This is a genomic window from Pseudomonas sp. NY15372 (assembly GCF_048068215.1).
GTDB classification, from domain to species: domain Bacteria; phylum Pseudomonadota; class Gammaproteobacteria; order Pseudomonadales; family Pseudomonadaceae; genus Aquipseudomonas; species Aquipseudomonas guariconensis_A.
Map to the genome: position 1 here is coordinate 1 of NZ_JBLUPY010000013.1, position 19,079 is coordinate 19,079.

The following is a 19,079-nucleotide window of genomic DNA, read 5'->3' on the forward strand; positions in this document are numbered from 1 at the left end:
AGGTCATCGTCAAGATTCATTTCGCAAAACCCCTATCTGCGCGAGCAGGTAGGGGTTTTGTCTTTCCGGGTCTGATAACCGCGCCCGGGGTCTACGGCCGCTGCGCGCCCGATTCGCGGCACAAGGCCGCTCCTACAAAGGGCGTATGCCTGTTCCCTACGTGATATCGTTCCCTCTCAGCCATCAGCGCCTGCCAGAGACCTCCCGATGCTCAACACCGCCCATCTTCACCCCGGCTTCATGGTCGTTCATGGCAACCGCCTGGACGACCTGCGCAGCCTGGTAGTGAGCTGGATGCGTCGCTACCCCTTGGCGCCGCTGGAAAACGAGATCGCCCTGGTACAGAGCAACGGCATCGCCCAATGGCTCAAGCTGGCTCTGGCCGAAGACCCGCAGGATGACGACCAAGGTGGCTGCGGCATCGCCGCCGCGATCGACGTGCAACTGCCGGGCAGCTTCATGTGGCAGCTCTACCGCCGGGTGTTGGGTCGCGACGAAATCCCCGAGGTCTCGCTGCTGGACAAAGCGCCGCTGACCTGGCGCCTGATGCGCCTGCTGCCTGCGTTGATCGAACGGGAGCACTTCGAGCCTCTGCGCCGCTTTCTGACCGATGACAGCGACTTGCGCAAGCGTTACCAACTGGCCGAGCGCCTGGCCGATCTGTTCGACCAATACCAGGTCTACCGCGCCGACTGGCTCAAGGACTGGGCTGCGGGTGGCCATGTACTCAACAGCGCGCGGGGCGAGCGCAAGCCCCTGGCAGCAGGCAACCGTTGGCAGGCCGAATTGTGGCGAGCATTGCTCGAGGACGTAGGCGAGCAGGGCATGGCCCAGAGCCGCGCCGGTGTCCATCAGCGCTTCATCGAACGTATCAATCGACTCGAACACGCCCCCGCGGGCTTGCCGAAGCGGGTGATCGTCTTCGGTATTTCGTCTCTCCCGGCCCAGGCGCTGGAGGCCTTGGCCGGCCTGGCGCGCTTCAGCCAGGTGTTGCTGTGCGTGCACAACCCCTGTCGCCATCACTGGGCCGATATCGTTGCCGACAAGGACCTGCTACGGCACCAATACAAGCGCCAGCAGCGCAAGCAAGGCATGCCCCTGGACCTGGACGACGAGTCCCTGCACCAGCACGCCCACCCACTGCTGGCCGCCTGGGGCAAGCAAGGCCGTGACTACATCAACCTGCTCGACAGCTACGACGACCCTGGCAGCTACCGCGGTGTGTTCAGCGATGGCCGCATCGACCTATTCCAAGAGGCGACGCCCGACAACCTGCTGCGCCAGTTGCAAGACGACATCCTCGAACTGCGCCCCTTGGCCGAAACCCGCGAGCTGTGGCCTGCAGTGGACCCCGCCAAGGATCGCTCCGTGCGTTTCCATGTGGCCCACAGCCCGCAGCGCGAAGTGGAGATCCTCCACGACCAACTGCTCGCCCGCTTCAGTGCCGACCCCACGCTGCGCCCACGGGATATCATCGTCATGCTCCCGGCGATCGACGATTACGCACCGCATATCCGTGCCGTCTTCGGCCAGCTCGAGCGCAGCGACCCGCGCTACATTCCGTTCACCCTCACCGATCAAGGCCAGCGTGGCCGCGAGCCGTTGCTGATCGCCCTGGAACACCTGCTCAAGCTGCCCGAAAGCCGCTTCGCCGTGAGTGAAGTGCTCGACCTACTGGACGTGCCCGCCGTACGCGCCCGCTTCGCCATTCAGGAAAGCGACCTGCCAACCCTGCACCGCTGGATCGAGGGCGCCGGCATCCGTTGGGGCCTGAGTGCCGAGCAGCGCGCCACCCTGGGCCTGCCCACGGGGCTCGAGCAAAACAGCTGGCGGTTTGGCCTGCGGCGTATGCTGCTCGGTTACGCCGTAGGTGTCGGTGAAGGCTGCGATGGCATCGAGCCCTATGACGAGATCGGCGGCCTCGACGCCGCGCTGATCGGCCCGCTGGTGGCCCTGCTCGATGCTCTCGACGTGGCTTGCCAGGCGCTTTCGCAGCCTGCCAGCGCAACCGAGTGGGGCGAGCGGCTGCAAGCGTTGCTGCGGGTATTCTTCCTGGCCGAGGACGAGCACGACGAGTTCTTGCTGATGCAACTGCAGGACCTGCGTGACACCTGGCTCGCCACGTGCGAAACCGTCGGGCTGCAAGACCCGTTGCCGCTCACCGTGGTCCGCGAGGCATGGCTCTCGGGCCTGGACCAAGGCAAGTTGTCCCAGCGCTTCCTGGCCGGCTCGGTGAACTTCTGCACCCTCATGCCCATGCGCGCCATCCCGTTCCGGGTGGTATGCCTGCTGGGCATGAACGACGGCGACTACCCCCGCGCGCAAGCGCCGCTGGACTTCGACCTGATGGCCAGCGATTACCGCCCAGGCGACCGCTCTCGCCGCGAAGATGACCGCTACCTGTTGCTCGAAGCCCTGCTCTCGGCGCGTGACCAGCTCTACATCAGTTGGGTTGGCCGTAGCATCCGCGACAACAGCGAGCGCCCTGCGTCGGTACTGATCGGCCAATTGCGCGACCACCTCGCTGCCGGCTGGACCCTGGCCGGCGCCAAACCCGGGGCCCATGAAAACCCTGGCGAGCAATTGCTGCACGCCCTGACCCAGGACCACCCGCTACAGCCTTTCAGCCCACGTTACTTTCAAAAAGGCAGCGCACTGTTCAGCTATGCCCACGAATGGCAGGTCGTGCACCAGGCAACGGATCCGGCCCCGGCCAGCGACGAACCCCTGCCGCCCTACAAAGATGAAGAGGCGCTGAACCTCACCCAACTGCAGGACTTCCTTCGCCACCCCGTGCGGCATTTCTTCAGCCAGCGTCTGAAGGTGTTCTTCGAGGCCCTGGAAACACCGACGCCGGACGAAGAGCCCTTCGTCCTCGATGCCCTACAACGCTACAGCCTCAGTGAAACCCTGCTGGGCGCTGCACTGGCCGACCCGGATAATGCCGAACAGGCGCTGCAAGGCCAGGCGCGCCGCCTGCAAGCCTGCGGCCTGCTGCCCCTGGCCGGTTTTGGTGAACTGCTCCAGGCCGAGCTGATCCAGCCTTTGCCTGACTTGCTGCAACGCCACCGGTATTTGCTCCAGCGCTGGCCCACCGTGGTCGAGGGCGCCCTGCCGATCCACTTCGAAAGGGGCGAGCAGCGTCTGGAAGGCTGGTTGGGGCGGGTCTACCAGGCCCAGGACCAGAGCCTGCTGAGCATCGCCACCGTGCCCAACACCCTGGGCGCAGGGCGCAACAGCGTCAAATGGCACCGCCTGGTGCCCAGCTGGGTCATGCACCTGGCCGCCTGCGCTGCCGGCTACCCTTTGCACAGCGCCATGGTCGCCAGCGACCGGACCCTGCTGCTCGACCCACTGCCCCAGGCCCAGGCCTCGGAGCTGCTGGCCGATCTGCTGATCGCCCGCCAGGCTGGGATGAACGCACCCTTGCCCGTGGCCGCCAAGACTGCCTTCGCCTGGCTGGAGCAAAGCGACCCGGACAAGGCCCTGGCTGCCGCTGCCCGTGCCTATGAAGGCGACGGCCAGAACACCTTCGGCGAGCGCAGCGAAAGCCTGGCCCTGGCCCGCCAGTTCCGTGATTTCGCCGCGCTCTGCGCCGACGAGACCTTCGAGGGCTGGTGCGAAGCCCTGTACCGCCCCCTGTTCGCCGCGCCCTGGCAAACCCTGGGCGCCCCGGAGAATGCCGCATGACCCAGGCCCGCCCCTTGGCCCTGAGCTTTCCGCTGCACGGCAGCCAGTTGATCGAAGCCAGCGCCGGCACCGGCAAGACGTTCACTATTTCGGCGCTGTACCTGCGCCTGATCCTCGGCCATGGCGGCGAACAAGGCTTTGGGCGCGAGCTGCTGCCGCCGCAGATCCTCGTGGTGACCTTCACCGACGCGGCTACCAAAGAACTGCGCGAGCGTATCCGCGCACGTCTGGCCGAGGCCGCACGTTTCTTCCGCGGTGAACTGACCGAGGCCGACCCACTGCTGCACCTGCTGCGCGACGACTACCCCGTCGAACACTGGCCGCGTTGCGCCAGCCGCCTGGAGGTCGCGGTGCAGTGGATGGACGAGGCCGCTGTGTCGACCATCCACGGTTGGTGCCAGCGCATGCTGCGCGAGCACGCCTTCGACAGCGGCAGCCTGTTCACCCAGAGCCTGGAGACCGACCACAGCGACCTGCTGGGCCAAGTCATGCGCGACTATTGGCGGCGCTTCTGCTACGGCATGCAAGGCGAGGCCCTGGCTTGGGTGCGCAGCCAATGGGCCAGCCCGGACGCCTTGCTGCCGCGCATCCGCCCGCTGTTCGGCCGGGTGCGCGGTGTGCAGGACGATGAGCAGCCCCAGGCGCTGATCGAGGCCACCCTGCGCGAACGCGCCGCGCAGCTCTGCCAGCTCAAGGCGCCCTGGGGGCAATGGGCCGACGAGCTGCAGCAGATCTGCCGCGATGCCGTGGCCGGTAAGCTGGCCGATGGTCGCAAGCTGCAAGCGCGGTTCTTCGAGCCCTGGTTCGACAAGCTGCGGGCCTGGGCCGGCGACGACCAGGTACTGGAACTGGACCTGGGCACCGGCTTCACCCGCCTGACCCCCGCCGGCATGGCCGAGGCCTGGAAGTCCGGCACGCCGCCGGACCACCCTGCGCTGCTGGCCATGGAGAACCTGCGCGAACAACTGCAGGCACTGCCCAGCCCCGATGCACGCCTGCTCGAGCATGCCGCTGCCTGGGTGTCGGCGCGTTTCGAAGTGGAAAAGCGCCGGCGCGCCGAGATGGGGTTCGACGACATGCTGCTGCGCCTGGAACATGCCCTGGCCAGTGAGTCCGGCGAGCGCCTGGCCGGTCTCATCCGTGACCAGTTCCCGGTGGCCCTGATCGATGAGTTCCAAGACACCGACCCGGTTCAGTACGGCATCTTCGAACGTATCTACCGGATCAGTGAAAACCGCCGGGAAACCGGCCTGTTCATGATCGGCGACCCCAAGCAGGCGATCTACGCCTTCCGCGGCGCTGACATCTTCACCTACCTGGCTGCCCGACGCGCCACCCTGGGCCGGCTGCACAGCCTGGACACCAACTACCGCTCCAGCCAGGCCATGGTGGCCGCGGTCAACCGGGTATTCCTCCAGGCAGAAGCTCGCCCACAAGGGCGCGGTGCGTTCCTGTTCCGCGAGGCAGGTGACAACCCGCTGCCCTTCGTCGAGGTCCGTGCCAAGGGGCGCGGCGAGCAGTTGCTGGTCGACGGCCAGCCCTGCGCCGCGTTGCAATGCTGGCAGTTGCAGAGTGAAGAACCGGTCTCCAACACGCTCTACCGCCAGCAGCTCGCCGCTAGCTGTGCCAGCCACATCGTCGGCTTGCTCAATGGCGGCCAGCACGGCGTGACCGGTTTTCGTGACGCCCAAGGTATGCTGCGACCGTGCCAGCCATCGGACATCGCCATTCTCGTGCGCGATGGCCGCGAAGCCCAGCTGGTTCGTGCCGAGCTGGCCGCCCGCGAGGTGCGCAGCGTGTACCTCTCGGACAAGGACTCGGTGTTTGCCGCCCAGGAGGCCCATGACCTGTTGGTCTGGCTCAAGGCCTGTGCCGAACCCGACTCCGAGCGTCTGCTCAAAGGCGCCCTGGCCAGCCTCACCCTCGAGCTGCCCCTGGCCGAGCTGGAGCGCCTGAACCAGGACGAGCGGGTCTGGGAAGGCTGGGTCATGCGTTTTCGCCTGTACCGCGACACCTGGCAGCGCCAGGGTGTACTGCCCATGCTGCGCCGCCTGCTGCACGACTTCCAGCTGCCGCGCACGCTCATGGGCCGTAGCGACGGCGAGCGGGTGCTCACCAACCTGTTGCACCTGGCCGAGCTGTTGCAACAGGCCGCTAGCGAACTCGACGGCGAACAGGCGCTGATCCGCCACTTGGCCGAACACCTGGCCAACGCCGGCCAGGCAGGCGAGGAGCAGATTCTGCGCCTGGAAAGCGACGAGCAACTGGTCAAGGTGGTGACCATCCACAAGTCCAAGGGCTTGGAATACCCCCTGGTCTATCTGCCTTTCATCTGCACCAGCAAACCGGTGGACGGGCAGCGCCTGCCGCTGACCTGGCATGACAGTCAAGGCCAGGCCCACCTGACGCTGACGCCGAACGAAGCGCAAATCGCCCGTGCCGACGACGAACGCCTGGCCGAAGACCTGCGCTTGCTCTACGTCGCCCTGACCCGTGCCCAGTACGCCTGCTGGCTGGGCATCGCCGACCTCAAGCGCGGCAGCCAGAAGACCTCCCAGTTGCATCGCTCGGCCCTGGGCTACCTGCTGGGTGGCGGCTTGCCGCTGCCAGCGTCGAGCCAGTTGGCCGACTGGCTGCAGGCTTTGCAGGCAGGTAGCGGCGACATCGCCTGCCCTGGCCTGCCCGAGGCCAACGAGCACACCTACCATGCCCCGCGGGATACGCGCGAACTGCTGCCCGCGCGCAAGCCGCGTCGGGCTGCCGCCGAACACTGGTGGATCGCCTCCTACAGCGCCTTGCGCGTGGGCGACCAGACCCTCGGGGCCGACAGTTCCCAAGCCCAGCAACTGCTGGACGATGAACAGGCCGATACCCAGCTGCTGCGCGAAGTCCCGGCCGAAGGGGGTGACATCCACCGCTTCCCGCGCGGCCCGAACCCGGGCACCTTCCTCCATGGCCTGCTCGAATGGGCTGGGCGCGAAGGCTTCGCCGACGTCAGTGCCCAGCCCGAACTGATCAGGCGTACCGTCGGCGAGCGCTGCAACCGCCGCGATTGGACCGGCTGGATCCCGACCTTGGAGCAATGGCTCGGCCAGTTGCTCACCGAGCCGCTGCCCTTGCAGCCCGAGGGCCCGACCCTGACCCTCGCGCACCTGCATCAGTACCAGATCGAGATGGAGTTCTGGTTCGCCAGCCATCAGGTGGATGCCGTGCGCCTGGATCAGCTGGTGGCGCGTCATACCCACGGCAATGCCGCACGCCCGGCAGCCCTGCCGACCCTGCTCAACGGCATGTTCAAAGGCTTCATCGACCTGGCGTTCGAGCTGGACGGGCGTTACTACGTGGCTGACTACAAGTCCAACTGGCTGGGCCCCGACGCCCAGGCCTACAACGCCCTGGCCATGGAACAGGCGATCCTCGAGCACCGCTATGATCTGCAATACGTGCTCTACCTGCTGGCCTTGCACCGCCAGCTGCGCGCGCGCCTGCCTGACTACGACTATGACCGGCATGTCGGCGGCGCGGTGTTCATCTTTCTGCGTGGCGTCGGCAGCGCCGGCCATGGTTTGTATTTCGCCAAGCCGCCGCGCGGCCTTATCGAACAACTCGATGCGCTGTTCCGTGGCGCCCACGAACCTGAACAGCAAGACCTGTTTGCCGGAGCCGCGCCATGAGCCGACGCCTCGATGACCTGTTGCCCACGCCGCTGCACGCCGAACAGTTGGTGGCCCTGGCGCCTCTGCACGAAAGCCGCGACCTGCTGGTGCTGCTCGACCGCTGGGTCGAGCGTGACTGGCTGAGGGCGCTGGACCGCGCGTTCGTCAAATTCCTCGAGGAGCGGGCCCCGGGCAGCGACCCCTTGCTGCTGCTGGCGGCAGCCCTGGCCAGCCACCAGCTCGGCCACGGCCACGTCTGCCTCGACCTGGAGCAGACCCTGGCCGAGCCGGATTTCGCCCTGTCGTTGCCCCCCGAGGGTGACGCCCTGGCCGGGCCTTTGCTGCTGCCCTCGCAGCTGCTCGCCAGCCTGGCCCTGGACACGTGGTTGCAGCGCATCGCCGCCAGCCCCCTGGTGGCGGCTGGGGATGCCCCGGGGCAGAGCTCGCGGCCCTTGGTGCTCAGTGGCCGGCGGCTATACCTGCGCCGTTATTGGAGCTACGAGCGGCGCATCGACCAGGCCTTGCGCCAGCGCTTGACCCAGGACGAACGCATCCCGGCCGACCTCCCCGCGCGTCTCGAGCAATTGTTTTCAGGCGGTGCCCCGGCCGGCCAGGTCGATTGGCAAAAGCTCGCCTGCGCCCTGGCCACCCGCGCAGCCTTCAGCATCATCACCGGCGGCCCCGGTACCGGCAAGACCACCACGGTGGTGCGCCTACTGGCCTTGCTCCAGGCCCCCGCGGTGGAGCAGGGCCGCCCGCTGCGCATTCGCCTGGCGGCCCCGACCGGCAAGGCTGCAGCGCGCCTGACAGAGTCCATCGGCCAGCAGGTCGAGCGCCTGCAGGTCGGCAGCGAGGTGCGTGGGCATATTCCTACCGAGGTCAGCACCGTCCACCGACTGCTGGGCAGCCGCCCCGGTTCGCGGCACTTTCGCCACCATGCCGGCAACCCGTTACCGCTGGACGTATTGGTGGTCGATGAAGCCTCGATGATCGACCTGGAGATGATGGCCAACCTGCTCGATGCCTTGCCACCCCGGGCCCGCCTGGTATTGCTGGGCGACAAGGATCAGCTGGCCTCGGTGGAGGCCGGTGCGGTGCTCGGTGACCTGTGCCGCGATGCCGAAGAAGGCTGTTACTCCCCGGCGACCCGGGCCTGGCTGGAACAGGTGGGCGGCCAATCGCTCGAAGGCAGTGGCCTCACGCCGGGCGATGCGCAACGCAATCCCTTGGCACAACAGGTGGTGATGCTGCGGTTTTCCCGCCGCTTCGGCGAAGGCAGCGGCATCGGGCAACTGGCGCGCCTGGTCAATCGCCAACAGGCCCAGCAGGCACGCGATCTGCTGGCCCTGCCTCCGGCCGATGTGTTCGGCCTGGCCCTACGCGGCGAACACGACCGCGCCTTCGACCGCCTATTGCTCGACGGCTTGGGCCGCGGCGATGACGGCCCCCAGGGGTACCGTAGCTATCTGCGCACCATCGGCCGCCACCGTCCGGCGCCCGGCACGCCGGCCGACGATCCGCGCTGGGAACAATGGGCCAGTAAAGTGCTGCACAGCTTCGAAGACTTCCAGTTGCTTTGCGCCGTGCGGAAGGGCCCCTGGGGTGTCCAGGGCCTGAACGAACGTGTGGCACGGGTGCTGGGCAACGCCGGGCTGATCGACAGCCAGCAACCCTGGTACGAAGGTCGCCCGGTACTGGTGACCCGCAACGACTACGGCCTGGGGCTGATGAACGGCGACATCGGCATCGCCCTGCGCCTGCCCGATGACCTGGGCGAGCCTGTGCTGCGCGTGGCCTTCCCGCGCAACGACGGTCGCGGCGGCGTGCGCTTTGTCTTGCCCAGCCGGCTCAACGAGGTGGAAACGGTATTCGCCATGACCGTGCACAAGTCCCAAGGCTCGGAGTTCAGCCATACGGCGCTGGTGCTGCCCGATGCGCTCAACCCGGTGTTGACCAAGGAGTTGGTCTACACCGGTATCACCCGGGCCAAGCATTGCTTCAGCCTGATCGAGCCGCGTGCTGGTGTGTTCGAAGAGGCGGTCGGGCGCAAGGTGCGCAGGATTTCCGGGTTGATGCTGGAAAAAGTGTGAGGTAGCGCACATTCCTGAGGCTAAAGGCATTGTGCTATCATTGCGCTAATTTCTTAAGGGATTTTGAGAGATTTCGTACATGGTGGCTGCCTCATCCTGGGGGCGCGTGTTGGGCCATGCGCTGTCGTTGGCATTAGCCACCCTGTTGCTGTTCGCTGGCCCTGCCCAGGCAGAAACCTCGGCCAGCGCTGCCCAGGCCCAACAACGGGCCAAGGCCGTGACCCAGGTCGTGCTGGGAATCCTCAGCTATGCCCGCTGGCCGGCCAACCCCGTGCCGCTGCGCCTGTGCCTGGTAGGCCCCACCGAATATGCCGATGACCTGATCAAGGGCAATGTGCAGAATTCCGGCCAACCGCTGCAGGTGCGCCGCCTATTGGCCGATGACGCGCGCATCGCCCGTGCGTGCGATGCCGTGTACATCGGCAAGCTGGACGCCAGAGAGCGCGAGCGGCTGTTCCAGGTTATCAGCGGCCACCCGGTCCTGAGCATCAGCGAGGCCGATGACCCCTGCAGGGTCGGCAGTCTGTTCTGCCTGCGGGTCAGCGACGACCAGGTGGCCTTCGACGTGAACCTCGATTCGGTGGCGCGTAGCGGCGTGCGTATCCACCCCAGCGTGCTGCAGCTGTCGCGGCGCCGGGCGGTGCAGCCATGAAGCTTCGTACCAAGCGCGGTGCCCGCCCGACCTTGCGCTCGGTGCTGGGCCGTGGGCACCTGAGCGTGGCCCTGCTGGCGGTGGGCGTGGCAGGTATTTCCCTGACCCTGCTCGGTGTGCTCGCCCTGCGTGTGCACGCCAACCACAACCTGCACCTGATCGCTCGCTCGATCAACTACACCGTCGAAGCCGCCGTGGTGTTCAACGACGGCCCGGCCGCGAGGGAAGCCCTGGCGCTGATCGCGGCCACCGAGGAAGTGGCCGATGCCAAGGTGTTCAATCGCGACGGTGAGCAACTGGCCCATTGGCACCGCGACGACGATGGCATGTTCGCCCAGCTGGAGGCCGAGGTGGCCCGTACGCTGCTGGACGAGCCGATCAACCTGCCGGTGATGCACCAGCAGCGCCAGGTGGGCCATATCGAACTGGTGGGGCAGGGCGGCAACCTGCTGCGCTTCCTGCTCAGTGGCCTGGCCGGGATCCTGTTCTGTACCTTGCTCAGCGCGGTGCTGGCCATCTACCTGTCGCGCCGGCTGTTCGGCGATATCGTCGGCCCGCTGCGCAGCCTGGCCAGCGTGGCCCATGCCGCCCGTCGCGAGCGTAGCTTCGACCGCCGCGTGCCTGAAGCGCAGATCGCCGAACTCAATGAGCTGGGCAACGACTTCAACGCCTTGCTCGACGAATTGGAGGCCTGGCACAGCCACCTGCAGAGCGAGAACGAGAACCTCGCCCACCAGGCCAGCCACGACAGCCTCACCGGCCTGCCCAACCGCGCTTTCTTCGAAGGGCGCCTGAGCCGTACCCTGCGCAACGTCGCGCGGCAACACGAGCATCTGGCGCTGCTGTTTCTCGACAGCGATCACTTCAAGCAGATCAACGACAGCCTCGGCCATGCCGTGGGCGACGAAGTGCTGGTGAGCGTGGCCAAGCGCATCCGCGCCCAACTGCGCGAACAGGACCTGGTGGCGCGCCTGGGCGGCGACGAATTCGCCGTGCTGCTGACCCCGCTGCACGGGCGGGACGATGCCCAGCGCATCGCCGAAAAAATCGTAGACAGCATGAAACTGCCGATCCAACTGGATGACGGCAAGCAGATCACCACCTCGATGAGTGTTGGCATCGCCTACTACCCGGACGATGGCAGCGACCCGGCCGGGTTGCTCAACGCCGCCGACGTGGCGATGTACCAGGCCAAGCGCGTGCGCCGTGGCCATTGGCAAGTCGCGCAGACGGACCGCTGCGCCACTGACGTTGATAACAGGAGCTGAACCGTGATCCACCTGCTTCGCGCGTTGCGTTTTCCTTTGTTGGCCCTCTTGCTGGCTCTGGGCGGTTGCCAGAGTGTTCCCCAGGGCCTTAGCCCCGAGCAGATCGCCGCGCTCAAGCGTGAGGGCTTCGCCCCGACCGATGAAGGTTGGGCCTATGACCTGTCCGGCAAGGTACTGTTCGGCAGCGACCTGGACAGCCTGAACGGCCAGAGCCGGGCGATCGTCGAGCGCATCGGCAAGGCCTTGCTGGCGGTGGACATCCAGCGGGTGCGTGTCGATGGTCATGCCGATGCCTCAGGCAAGGAGGCTTACAACCAGCAATTGTCCGAGCGCCGTGCGCAGAGCGTGGCAAGGGCGCTGATCGGCATCGGCATGCAGCCGCAGAACATCCGCACCGTCGGCCTGGGCAGCAGCCAGCCGGTGGCCGATAACCGTACCCGCGCAGGCCGTACCGAAAACCGCCGGGTGTCGATCGTGGTGGCGTCCTACTGAAAGGGCAGTGCCCGCATGGCAAGGGCAGCGCCCTTGATCGCGGGACAAGCCCGCTCCCACAGGGACGGCGGTGTTCCTGAAAGCAGCGCAGGGCAGCCCCGCTCGATGTCAGGCGAAGCGCATGTCCCGCGTCTGGCCCATCAGCAATGGCGCATTGGCCTCGGTCACGTCCCGGATGTAATCCCACAGCAATGTGATGCGCTTCAATTTGCGCAGGTCCTCCCGGCAATACATCCAGAATTGCCGGGTAATCTCCACCTCCTGCGGCAGCAGGTTGACCAACCGCGCATCCTGCGCCGCCAGGAAGCAAGGCAGGATCGCCAGCCCGCGCCCCTGCAATGCTGCCGTGTACTGGGCGATCACGCTGGTGCTGCGCAGGTGCGCATTGGCGTTGGGGATCAGGTTGGCCAGGTACAGCAGCTCCGAGCTGAAGGCCAGGTCGTCGACATAACTGATGAACCGATGGTTCACCAGGTCGGCGGCCTGGCGGATCGGCTCGTGGTTGTCCAGGTAGTCCTGGGTCGCATATAGCCGCAGGCGGTAGTCGCATAGCTTGCAGCACACATAGGGCCCGTGCTCGGGTCGCTCCAGGGCGATGACGATGTCGGCCTCGCGCTTGGACAGGCTGATGAAGTGCGGCAGCGGCAGGATGTCCACCGAGATCGCCGGGTAGGCGTCGACGAAATGGCTCAGTTGCGGCGTGACGAAGAAGCTGCCGAACCCCTCCGTGCACCCCATGCGCACATGCCCCGACAACGCCACGCCCGAGCCGGACACCTGCTCGCAGGCCATGTGCAGCGTGCTTTCGATCGACTCGGCATAGCCCAGTAGGCGCTGGCCTTCGGCGGTCAGGACAAAGCCGTTGGTCCGTGATTTCTCGAACAGCAATGTGCCCAGCGCGCCTTCCAGCGAGCTGATGCGCCGCGACACCGTGGTGTAGTCCACCGCCAGGCGCTTGGCCGCGCTGCTGGCCTTGCGGGTGCGCGCCACTTCAAGAAAGAACTTCAAGTCGTCCCAGTTCAGCGAACTCAGGGAGGTGAGGTCTTTTTGCATGATGATCCGGTTTTTTTGTGCGTTCTTGTTGGATGTTTGCACATCTATACTCGAAAAAAGCCCCACGGCGCCACCCGCTGGCGATCTCGTTCCGACAATAATTCCAAGGAGAGCGCAGATGAACGCACCCCATACCCCAGACCAGGCCAAGGTCGAGCAGGTCAAGCTGCTGATCGACGGCCAGTGGGTCGAGTCCAAGACCACCGAGTGGCGCGACATCGTCAACCCAGCCACCCAGCAGGTGCTGGCGCGGGTTCCGTTCGCCACCGTCGAGGAAGTCGATGCCGCCGTGGCCGCCGCCCAGCGTGCCTTCGCCAGCTGGCGCGACACCCCGATCGGTGCGCGTATGCGCATCATGCTCAAACTGCAGGCGCTGATCCGCGAACACACCAAGCGTATTGCCCAGACCCTCAGCGCCGAGCAGGGCAAGACCCTGGCCGACGCCGAAGGCGATATCTTCCGCGGCCTGGAAGTGGTCGAGCACGCCGCCTCTATCGGTACACTGCAGATGGGCGAGTTCGCCGAGAACGTCGCCGGCGGCGTGGACACCTACACCCTGCGCCAGCCCATCGGCGTATGTGCAGGCATCACGCCGTTCAACTTCCCGGCGATGATCCCGCTGTGGATGTTCCCGATGGCCATCGTCTGTGGCAACACCTTCGTGCTCAAGCCGTCCGAGCAGGACCCGCTGTCGACCATGATGCTGGTGGAGCTGGCGCTGGAAGCCGGCATCCCGGCCGGTGTGCTCAACGTGGTACATGGTGGCAAGCAGGTGGTGGACGCCATCTGTACCCACAAGGACATCAAGGCGATTTCCTTCGTCGGCTCCACCGAAGTCGGTACCCACGTCTACAACCTGGGCAGCCAGCACGGCAAGCGCGTGCAGTCGATGATGGGCGCCAAGAACCACGCCGTGGTGCTGCCTGATGCCAACCGTACCCAGACCATCAATGCCCTGGTCGGTGCCGCATTCGGCGCGGCAGGCCAGCGCTGCATGGCCACCTCGGTGGCGGTGCTGGTGGGCAAGGCACGCGAGTGGCTGCCAGACATCAAGGCTGCGGCCAGCAAGCTCAAGGTCAACGCCGGTTGCGAGCCAGGCACCGATGTCGGCCCGGTGGTATCCAAGCGTGCCAAGGAGCGCGTGCTGGGCCTGATCGAAAGTGGCATCCGGGAAGGCGCCAAGCTCGAACTCGATGGCCGCGACGTCAAGGTGCCGGGCTACGAGCAGGGCAACTTCGTCGGCCCGACCCTGTTCTCAGGCGTACGCACCGACATGCAGATCTATACCCAGGAAATCTTCGGCCCGGTGCTGGTGACCCTGGAAGTCGACACCCTCGACGAGGCCATCGCCCTGGTCAACGCCAACCCGTTCGGCAACGGCACCGGCCTGTTCACCCAGAGCGGCGCGGCGGCGCGCAAGTTCCAGAGCGAAATCGACATCGGCCAGGTCGGCATCAACATTCCGATTCCGGTACCGGTGCCGTTCTTCAGCTTCACCGGCTCGCGCGGCTCCAAACTCGGCGACCTGGGCCCGTACGGTAAGCAGGTGGTGCAGTTCTACACTCAGACCAAGACCGTCACCGCCCGCTGGTTCGACGACGACAGCGTCAACGACGGTGTGAACACCACCATCAGCCTGCGCTAAGGAGAAAGCCATGCGTATCGCATTCATCGGCCTCGGCAACATGGGCGCGCCCATGGCCCGCAATCTGATCAAGGCCGGGCACCAGCTGAACCTGTTCGACCTGAACAAGGCCGTGCTGGCCGAGCTCGCCGAACTGGGCGGGCAGGTCAGCGCCTCGCCCAAGGACGCTGCGGCCGCGAGCGACCTGGTGATCACCATGTTGCCGGCGGCGGCCCATGTGCGCAGCGTTTACCTGAACGACGACGGCGTGTTGGCCGGTATTCGCCCTGGCACGCCGACCGTCGACTGCAGCACCATCGACCCGCAGACCGCCCGCGATGTGTCCAAGGCCGCGGCGGCCAAGGGCGTCGACATGGGCGACGCGCCGGTGTCCGGCGGTACTGGCGGCGCGGCGGCCGGCACCCTGACCTTCATGGTCGGTGCCAGCGGCGAACTGTTCGCCACCTTGAAGCCTGTGCTCGAGCAGATGGGCCGCAACATCGTGCATTGCGGTGAAGTCGGCACGGGGCAGATCGCCAAGATCTGCAACAACCTGCTGCTGGGCATTTCCATGATCGGCGTGTCCGAGGCCATGGCCCTGGGCAATGCGCTGGGCATCGACACCAAGGTGCTGGCCGGCATCATCAACAGCTCCACTGGGCGTTGCTGGAGCTCTGATACCTACAACCCCTGGCCGGGCATCATCGAGACCGCCCCGGCGTCGCGCGGCTACACCGGTGGCTTTGGCGCCGAGTTGATGCTCAAGGACCTGGGCCTGGCCACCGAAGCTGCGCGGCTCGCGCACCAGCCGGTAATCCTGGGCGCCGTCGCCCAGCAGCTGTACCAGGCCATGAGCCAGCGCGGCGAAGGCGGCAAGGACTTCTCGGCGATCGTCGAGAGCTATCGCAAGAAGGATTGACGAGCGAGGTGAGTTTTATCGCGGGCCAGGTGGCTTTCCCCATGTAACTGCGCACCTTGGGGAAGGGCATCTGCCCCGCGATGTTTTTTGCCTGAAATAACGCATTCCCGTGTGGGAGCGGGCTTGTCCTGCGCTGCTTTCAGAGACACCGCCGTACCTGTAGGAGCTGGCTTGCCAGCGATAGGGCCAGGGCAAGCAACGCCAGACAGCTCCCACAGGGTTGGGGATGTCGACCTTGGATCAGGCGAAGACGAAGTACTTGCGCACGGTCTCGACCACTTCCCAGGTGCCCTTCAGGCCTGGTTCGATGATGAACACATCACCGGCTTTCAGGTGCTTGGGCTCTTCGCCTTCCGGGGTGATGATCACATAGCCTTCCAGGAAGTGGCAGAACTCCCACTTCTCGTAGTTGATCTCGAACTTGCCCGGGGTGCAGATCCAGGTGCCCATGATCTTGCTGCCGTCGGCAGACAGGTAGGCGTTCAGGTTGACCGTCTGCGGGTCGCCGCCGATGCGCTTCCATGGGGTGGCGTTCAGGGCCGGGATCGGGCAGGTTTCACGCAGGACGGTGATGAAATCGGACATGGCAGGCTCCAGGTAAGTGGCTGAATGACACGCCACCATAGGGCCTGCGCCCGCAGCGCAGTTGCCTGGGCTCGACGCCCAGGTGCCTGGTTGCGCTATCGGTGGCTCGCCAATGCGTTCACTTCGACGGTAACGTGGGCCAGCTCCTCGTGAATGGCCAGGGCCTGGCGTACATGGTCCGCTTCAAGTTGGGCGGTGCTCGCCAGGCTCAGAATGCAGGCGTACTGGTCCTTGCCCACGCGCCATACATGCAGGTCGGTGATCGTGGCAGGCACTGGCAACTGGGCCACCACTTCGCGGATTTCCTCGACCACCGGTGCGTCCATCTCGGCGTCGAGCAGCACGCGCCCGGTATCGCGCAGCAGGCCCTTGGCCCATAGCGCCACCAGCACGGCACCCACCAGGCCCATCACCGGATCCAGCCAGGCGGCGCCCCAGAACTTGCCTGCCAGCAGCGCGACGATGGCCAGCACCGAGGTGGCGGCGTCAGCGATTACGTGCAGGTAGGCCGAGCGCAGGTTCAGGTCCTGGTGGTGGTGATGGCCGTGAGGGTGGTGGTCGTGATCATGATGATGGTGGTCATCGCGCAGCAGCCAGGCGCAGATGAGGTTCACGGCCAGCCCCACGCTGCCGATGGCGATGGCCTGGTCATAATGGATCGGCCCCGGGGCCAGTAGCCGCTCCATCGACTGGAACGCCATCAGGCCAGCCACGCCCAGCAGGAGCAGGGCGCTGGAATAGCCGCCGAGAATCTCGATCTTCCAAGTGCCGAAGGCAAAGCGTCGGTCACCGGCATAGCGCCGTGCCGCTGCATAGGCCAGCAGCGACAGGCCCAAGGCCAGGGCATGGGAACTCATGTGCCAGCCGTCGGCCAGCAGCGCCATGGAATTGAAATACCAGCCACCGGCGATCTCGGCCACCATCATCAGAGCCGTCAGCCAAACGGCCAGCCGCGTCTTGCGCTCGGCGCCCAGGTCGCTGGTATGGAACTGATGGCTGTGCAGCCACTTGTCAGAGGTTTGCGCCACCATGGTTTATCATGCTCCAGAATGTAGGCGGCATATACTATACCCCAGTATACCTATGAAGGTGCGAGGCTGAATGGCACATACCATCAAGAGCAAGAAGCAGTTGCTGACCCGTGTGCGCAAGATCAAGGGTCAGGCGGCGGCGTTGGAGGCTGCGCTGGAGCAGGACAAGGATTGCCTGGGTATCCTGCAGCAGATCGCGGCGGTGCGAGGTGCAGTGAACGGGCTGATGGCCGAGGTGATGGAAGGGCATATCCGCGAGCACCTGGTGGCCGATGGGTTGAGTGCCCAAGAGCGGCAGGAAGAGGCCGACAAAGTGGCGGCGTTGTTGCGGTCTTACCTCAAGTGAGGTGTACCCCTGAGCGGGCTTGCCCCGCGATCAAGGGCGAAGCCCTTGCCAGGCCGGTGATATCGAGCCGTGCCTAATCGCGGGACAAGCCCGCTCCCACAGGCCTCTGGTTCATGCCCACCAATAGCGCACGAAGTGGAAGAACACCGGCGCCGCGAAGCACACCGAGTCCATACGATCGAGCATGCCGCCATGCCCTTCGATCATGTGCCCCCAGTCCTTCACCCCGCGGTCGCGCTTGATCGCCGACATCACCAGCCCGCCAAAGAACCCCATGGCGTTCACCGTCAGCGCCATCAGGCCTGCCTGCCAGAAGCTGAACGGGGTGATCCAGCACAATAGCGCGCCCACCAATGTGGCCAGGGCCACGCCGCCGACCAGCCCTTCCAGGGTCTTGGACGGCGACAGGTTGGGCGCCACCTTGCGCTTGCCGAACAGCTTGCCGCATACGTACTGCAGGACATCGCTGATCTGCACCACCAGGATCAGCCAGGCGATCAGCAGTAGGTTGCGCCCCTCGTAGCCCGGGATGTCCAACGTCATCAGGGCAGGCACCGACGACAGGCAGTACACCGCGATCATCAAGCCCCACTGCACCTTGGAGGCGCGTTCGAGAAAGCGCGTGGTATCGCCGCCGAAGCTCGCCAGTATCGGCAGGAACAGGAACAGGTACACCGGGATGAAAATGCTGAACAGCCCGTACCAGTCCATGGCGATCAGCAGGTATTGCAATGGCAGCGCCACGTAGAACGCCGCCACCAGTGCCGGGTAGTCGCTGCGCCGGGTAGGGGTGAGGGTCATGAACTCGCGCAAGGCGTAGAACGAGACGAAGTAGAACAGCAGGATGACGCCGTACTTGCCGAACACGAAAGCGATGCCGATCACCAGCACCATTGCCCACCAGGCATTGATGCGAGCGTTGAGGTTGTCGATCACCGCGTGCGGCTCGGGGCCGGCGCGCCATTTGAGCAGGCGGCCGATCACGCTGGCGAGCAGCAGCAGGGCGCCGATGCCGGCGAACAGCGAAAGGGTGTTGTCGTCCATCTCAGGCATCCTTGGGGGCCAGGTTCAGCAGGGCCTGGCGGGCCCGCTCGAGGAAGGCCTGCTTGCCTTCGTCGGCCAGCAGGTGCAGGGGTTCGCCAAAGCTCAGGGTACACAGCAGTGGCAGCGGCAAGGCGCGGCCCTTGGGCATCACGCGGTTGAGGTTGGCGATCCACACTGGCACCAGTTCGATGTCCGGGTGCGCCGAAGCCAGGTGGAACAGCCCGCTCTTGAACGGTAGCAGCGGCTCGTCGCTGAGGTTGCGCGTGCCTTCGGGGAAAAAAATCAGCGAGTCGCCCTGGCCCAGGGCGTCGAGCACCGGTTGCAATGGGTTTTCGTGGGCGTCGGTGCGCTGGCGGTCGATGAGCACGGCATCGAACACCTTGCGGATCAGGAAGTCGCGGATGCCGGGTTTGGCCCAGTAGTCGGCGCCTGCCACCGGTCGGGTGCGGCGACGCAAGGGTTCGGGCAGCGAGGCCCAGAGCAGCACGAAGTCACCATGGCTGCTGTGGTTGGCGAAATACAAGCGTTGCCTTGGGTGCGGCGTGCAGCCGAGCCAGAGCGCGCGGGCGCCGGTGATCAGGCGCGCGACGGAGGTGATGGCGAAGGCGGTCAGGGCGGTGAGCATGGCG

Annotated in this window: 14 protein-coding genes; 9 read left to right on the forward strand and 5 right to left on the reverse strand. The window is 65.8% G+C overall.

Going from position 1 to position 19,079, the window contains the following annotated elements:
• The first annotated feature begins 207 nt into the window (after positions 1–207).
• The 6 genes from recC to ACNFG0_RS12065 all read left to right on the forward strand — a co-directional run bounded on the left by recC (position 208) and on the right by ACNFG0_RS12065 (position 11,848).
• Positions 208–3,690, forward strand: a complete 3,483-nt coding sequence (recC, locus tag ACNFG0_RS12040) for an exodeoxyribonuclease V subunit gamma (protein WP_416764976.1) — start codon at positions 208–210, stop codon at positions 3,688–3,690.
• A complete protein-coding gene (gene recB, locus ACNFG0_RS12045) occupies positions 3,687–7,364 on the forward strand; it encodes an exodeoxyribonuclease V subunit beta (RefSeq protein WP_416764978.1) in 3,678 nt (1,225 codons plus the stop codon). Before recC ends, recB begins: the two co-directional genes overlap by 4 nt.
• Positions 7,361–9,436 carry an exodeoxyribonuclease V subunit alpha gene (gene recD, locus ACNFG0_RS12050; RefSeq protein WP_416764980.1) on the forward strand — a complete coding sequence of 692 codons (2,076 nt, stop codon included), beginning with the start codon at positions 7,361–7,363 and terminating at the stop codon, positions 9,434–9,436. The genes recB and recD overlap by 4 nt, the downstream gene beginning before the upstream one ends.
• 79 nt (positions 9,437–9,515) lie before the next feature.
• Positions 9,516–10,088: a YfiR family protein gene (locus ACNFG0_RS12055; RefSeq protein WP_416764982.1), complete on the forward strand. Its 573-nt coding sequence runs from the start codon at positions 9,516–9,518 to the stop codon at positions 10,086–10,088.
• Positions 10,085–11,356 (forward strand): diguanylate cyclase domain-containing protein, encoded by a 1,272-nt coding sequence (locus ACNFG0_RS12060; RefSeq protein ID WP_416764983.1) that lies wholly within the window; start codon positions 10,085–10,087, stop codon positions 11,354–11,356. Before ACNFG0_RS12055 ends, ACNFG0_RS12060 begins: the two co-directional genes overlap by 4 nt.
• 12 nt (positions 11,357–11,368) lie before the next feature.
• Positions 11,369–11,848 carry an OmpA family protein gene (locus ACNFG0_RS12065; protein WP_416765049.1) on the forward strand — a complete coding sequence of 160 codons (480 nt, stop codon included), beginning with the start codon at positions 11,369–11,371 and terminating at the stop codon, positions 11,846–11,848.
• Positions 11,849–11,956: 108 nt separating this feature from the next.
• Here ACNFG0_RS12065 and ACNFG0_RS12070 read toward each other — a convergent pair whose 3' ends face one another.
• Positions 11,957–12,901 carry a LysR family transcriptional regulator gene (locus ACNFG0_RS12070; RefSeq protein WP_196143809.1) on the reverse strand — a complete coding sequence of 315 codons (945 nt, stop codon included), beginning with the start codon at positions 12,899–12,901 and terminating at the stop codon, positions 11,957–11,959.
• 118 nt (positions 12,902–13,019) lie between these two features.
• Here ACNFG0_RS12070 and ACNFG0_RS12075 point away from each other — a divergent pair, with 118 nt between their 5' ends.
• Complete coding sequence (locus tag ACNFG0_RS12075) at positions 13,020–14,546, forward strand: CoA-acylating methylmalonate-semialdehyde dehydrogenase (RefSeq protein ID WP_196156299.1); 1,527 nt, start codon at positions 13,020–13,022, stop codon at positions 14,544–14,546.
• A gap of 10 nt (positions 14,547–14,556) precedes the next feature.
• The gene (gene mmsB / locus ACNFG0_RS12080) at positions 14,557–15,444 is read left to right on the forward strand and encodes a 3-hydroxyisobutyrate dehydrogenase (protein WP_416764986.1); all 888 of its coding nucleotides are present in this window, start codon (positions 14,557–14,559) and stop codon (positions 15,442–15,444) included.
• 240 nt (positions 15,445–15,684) lie between these two features.
• On the opposite strand, the gene ACNFG0_RS12085 is transcribed toward mmsB, so the two are convergent.
• Both ACNFG0_RS12085 and dmeF read right to left on the reverse strand, forming a co-directional pair.
• A complete protein-coding gene (locus ACNFG0_RS12085; RefSeq protein ID WP_084858471.1) occupies positions 15,685–16,029 on the reverse strand; it encodes a cupin domain-containing protein in 345 nt (114 codons plus the stop codon).
• Positions 16,030–16,124: 95 nt separating this feature from the next.
• Complete coding sequence (gene dmeF, locus ACNFG0_RS12090; RefSeq protein ID WP_416764988.1) at positions 16,125–17,060, reverse strand: CDF family Co(II)/Ni(II) efflux transporter DmeF; 936 nt, start codon at positions 17,058–17,060, stop codon at positions 16,125–16,127.
• A 70-nt stretch (positions 17,061–17,130) separates the two neighbouring features.
• Here dmeF and ACNFG0_RS12095 point away from each other — a divergent pair, with 70 nt between their 5' ends.
• Positions 17,131–17,406, forward strand: coding sequence for a metal/formaldehyde-sensitive transcriptional repressor (locus ACNFG0_RS12095; protein WP_196143805.1), 276 nt, complete (start codon positions 17,131–17,133; stop codon positions 17,404–17,406).
• 111 nt (positions 17,407–17,517) lie between these two features.
• Here the strand turns inward: ACNFG0_RS12095 and ACNFG0_RS12100 are convergent, their stop codons facing one another.
• A complete protein-coding gene (locus tag ACNFG0_RS12100; protein ID WP_196143804.1) occupies positions 17,518–18,450 on the reverse strand; it encodes a phosphatidate cytidylyltransferase in 933 nt (310 codons plus the stop codon).
• A 1-nt stretch (position 18,451) separates the two neighbouring features.
• Positions 18,452–19,075 carry a lysophospholipid acyltransferase family protein gene (locus ACNFG0_RS12105; RefSeq protein ID WP_196143803.1) on the reverse strand — a complete coding sequence of 208 codons (624 nt, stop codon included), beginning with the start codon at positions 19,073–19,075 and terminating at the stop codon, positions 18,452–18,454.
• Between the last annotated feature and the right edge of the window lie 4 nt (positions 19,076–19,079).

Excerpts from the sequence above, each read along its gene's own strand:
- ACNFG0_RS12085 (WP_084858471.1), bottom strand. The coding sequence starts at position 16,029 with ATGTCCGATTTCATCACCGTCCTGCGTGAAACCTGCCCGATCCCGGCC.
- ACNFG0_RS12070 (WP_196143809.1), bottom strand. The coding sequence starts at position 12,901 with ATGCAAAAAGACCTCACCTCCCTGAGTTCGCTGAACTGGGACGACTTG.
- ACNFG0_RS12105 (WP_196143803.1), bottom strand. The coding sequence starts at position 19,075 with ATGCTCACCGCCCTGACCGCCTTCGCCATCACCTCCGTCGCGCGCCTG.
- ACNFG0_RS12055 (WP_416764982.1), top strand. The coding sequence starts at position 9,516 with ATGGTGGCTGCCTCATCCTGGGGGCGCGTGTTGGGCCATGCGCTGTCG.
- recC (WP_416764976.1), top strand. The coding sequence starts at position 208 with ATGCTCAACACCGCCCATCTTCACCCCGGCTTCATGGTCGTTCATGGC.
- mmsB (WP_416764986.1), top strand. The coding sequence starts at position 14,557 with ATGCGTATCGCATTCATCGGCCTCGGCAACATGGGCGCGCCCATGGCC.
- ACNFG0_RS12075 (WP_196156299.1), top strand. The coding sequence starts at position 13,020 with ATGAACGCACCCCATACCCCAGACCAGGCCAAGGTCGAGCAGGTCAAG.
- ACNFG0_RS12100 (WP_196143804.1), bottom strand. The coding sequence starts at position 18,450 with ATGGACGACAACACCCTTTCGCTGTTCGCCGGCATCGGCGCCCTGCTG.
- recB (WP_416764978.1), top strand. The coding sequence starts at position 3,687 with ATGACCCAGGCCCGCCCCTTGGCCCTGAGCTTTCCGCTGCACGGCAGC.
- recD (WP_416764980.1), top strand. The coding sequence starts at position 7,361 with ATGAGCCGACGCCTCGATGACCTGTTGCCCACGCCGCTGCACGCCGAA.
- ACNFG0_RS12060 (WP_416764983.1), top strand. The coding sequence starts at position 10,085 with ATGAAGCTTCGTACCAAGCGCGGTGCCCGCCCGACCTTGCGCTCGGTG.
- ACNFG0_RS12095 (WP_196143805.1), top strand. The coding sequence starts at position 17,131 with ATGGCACATACCATCAAGAGCAAGAAGCAGTTGCTGACCCGTGTGCGC.
- dmeF (WP_416764988.1), bottom strand. The coding sequence starts at position 17,060 with ATGGTGGCGCAAACCTCTGACAAGTGGCTGCACAGCCATCAGTTCCAT.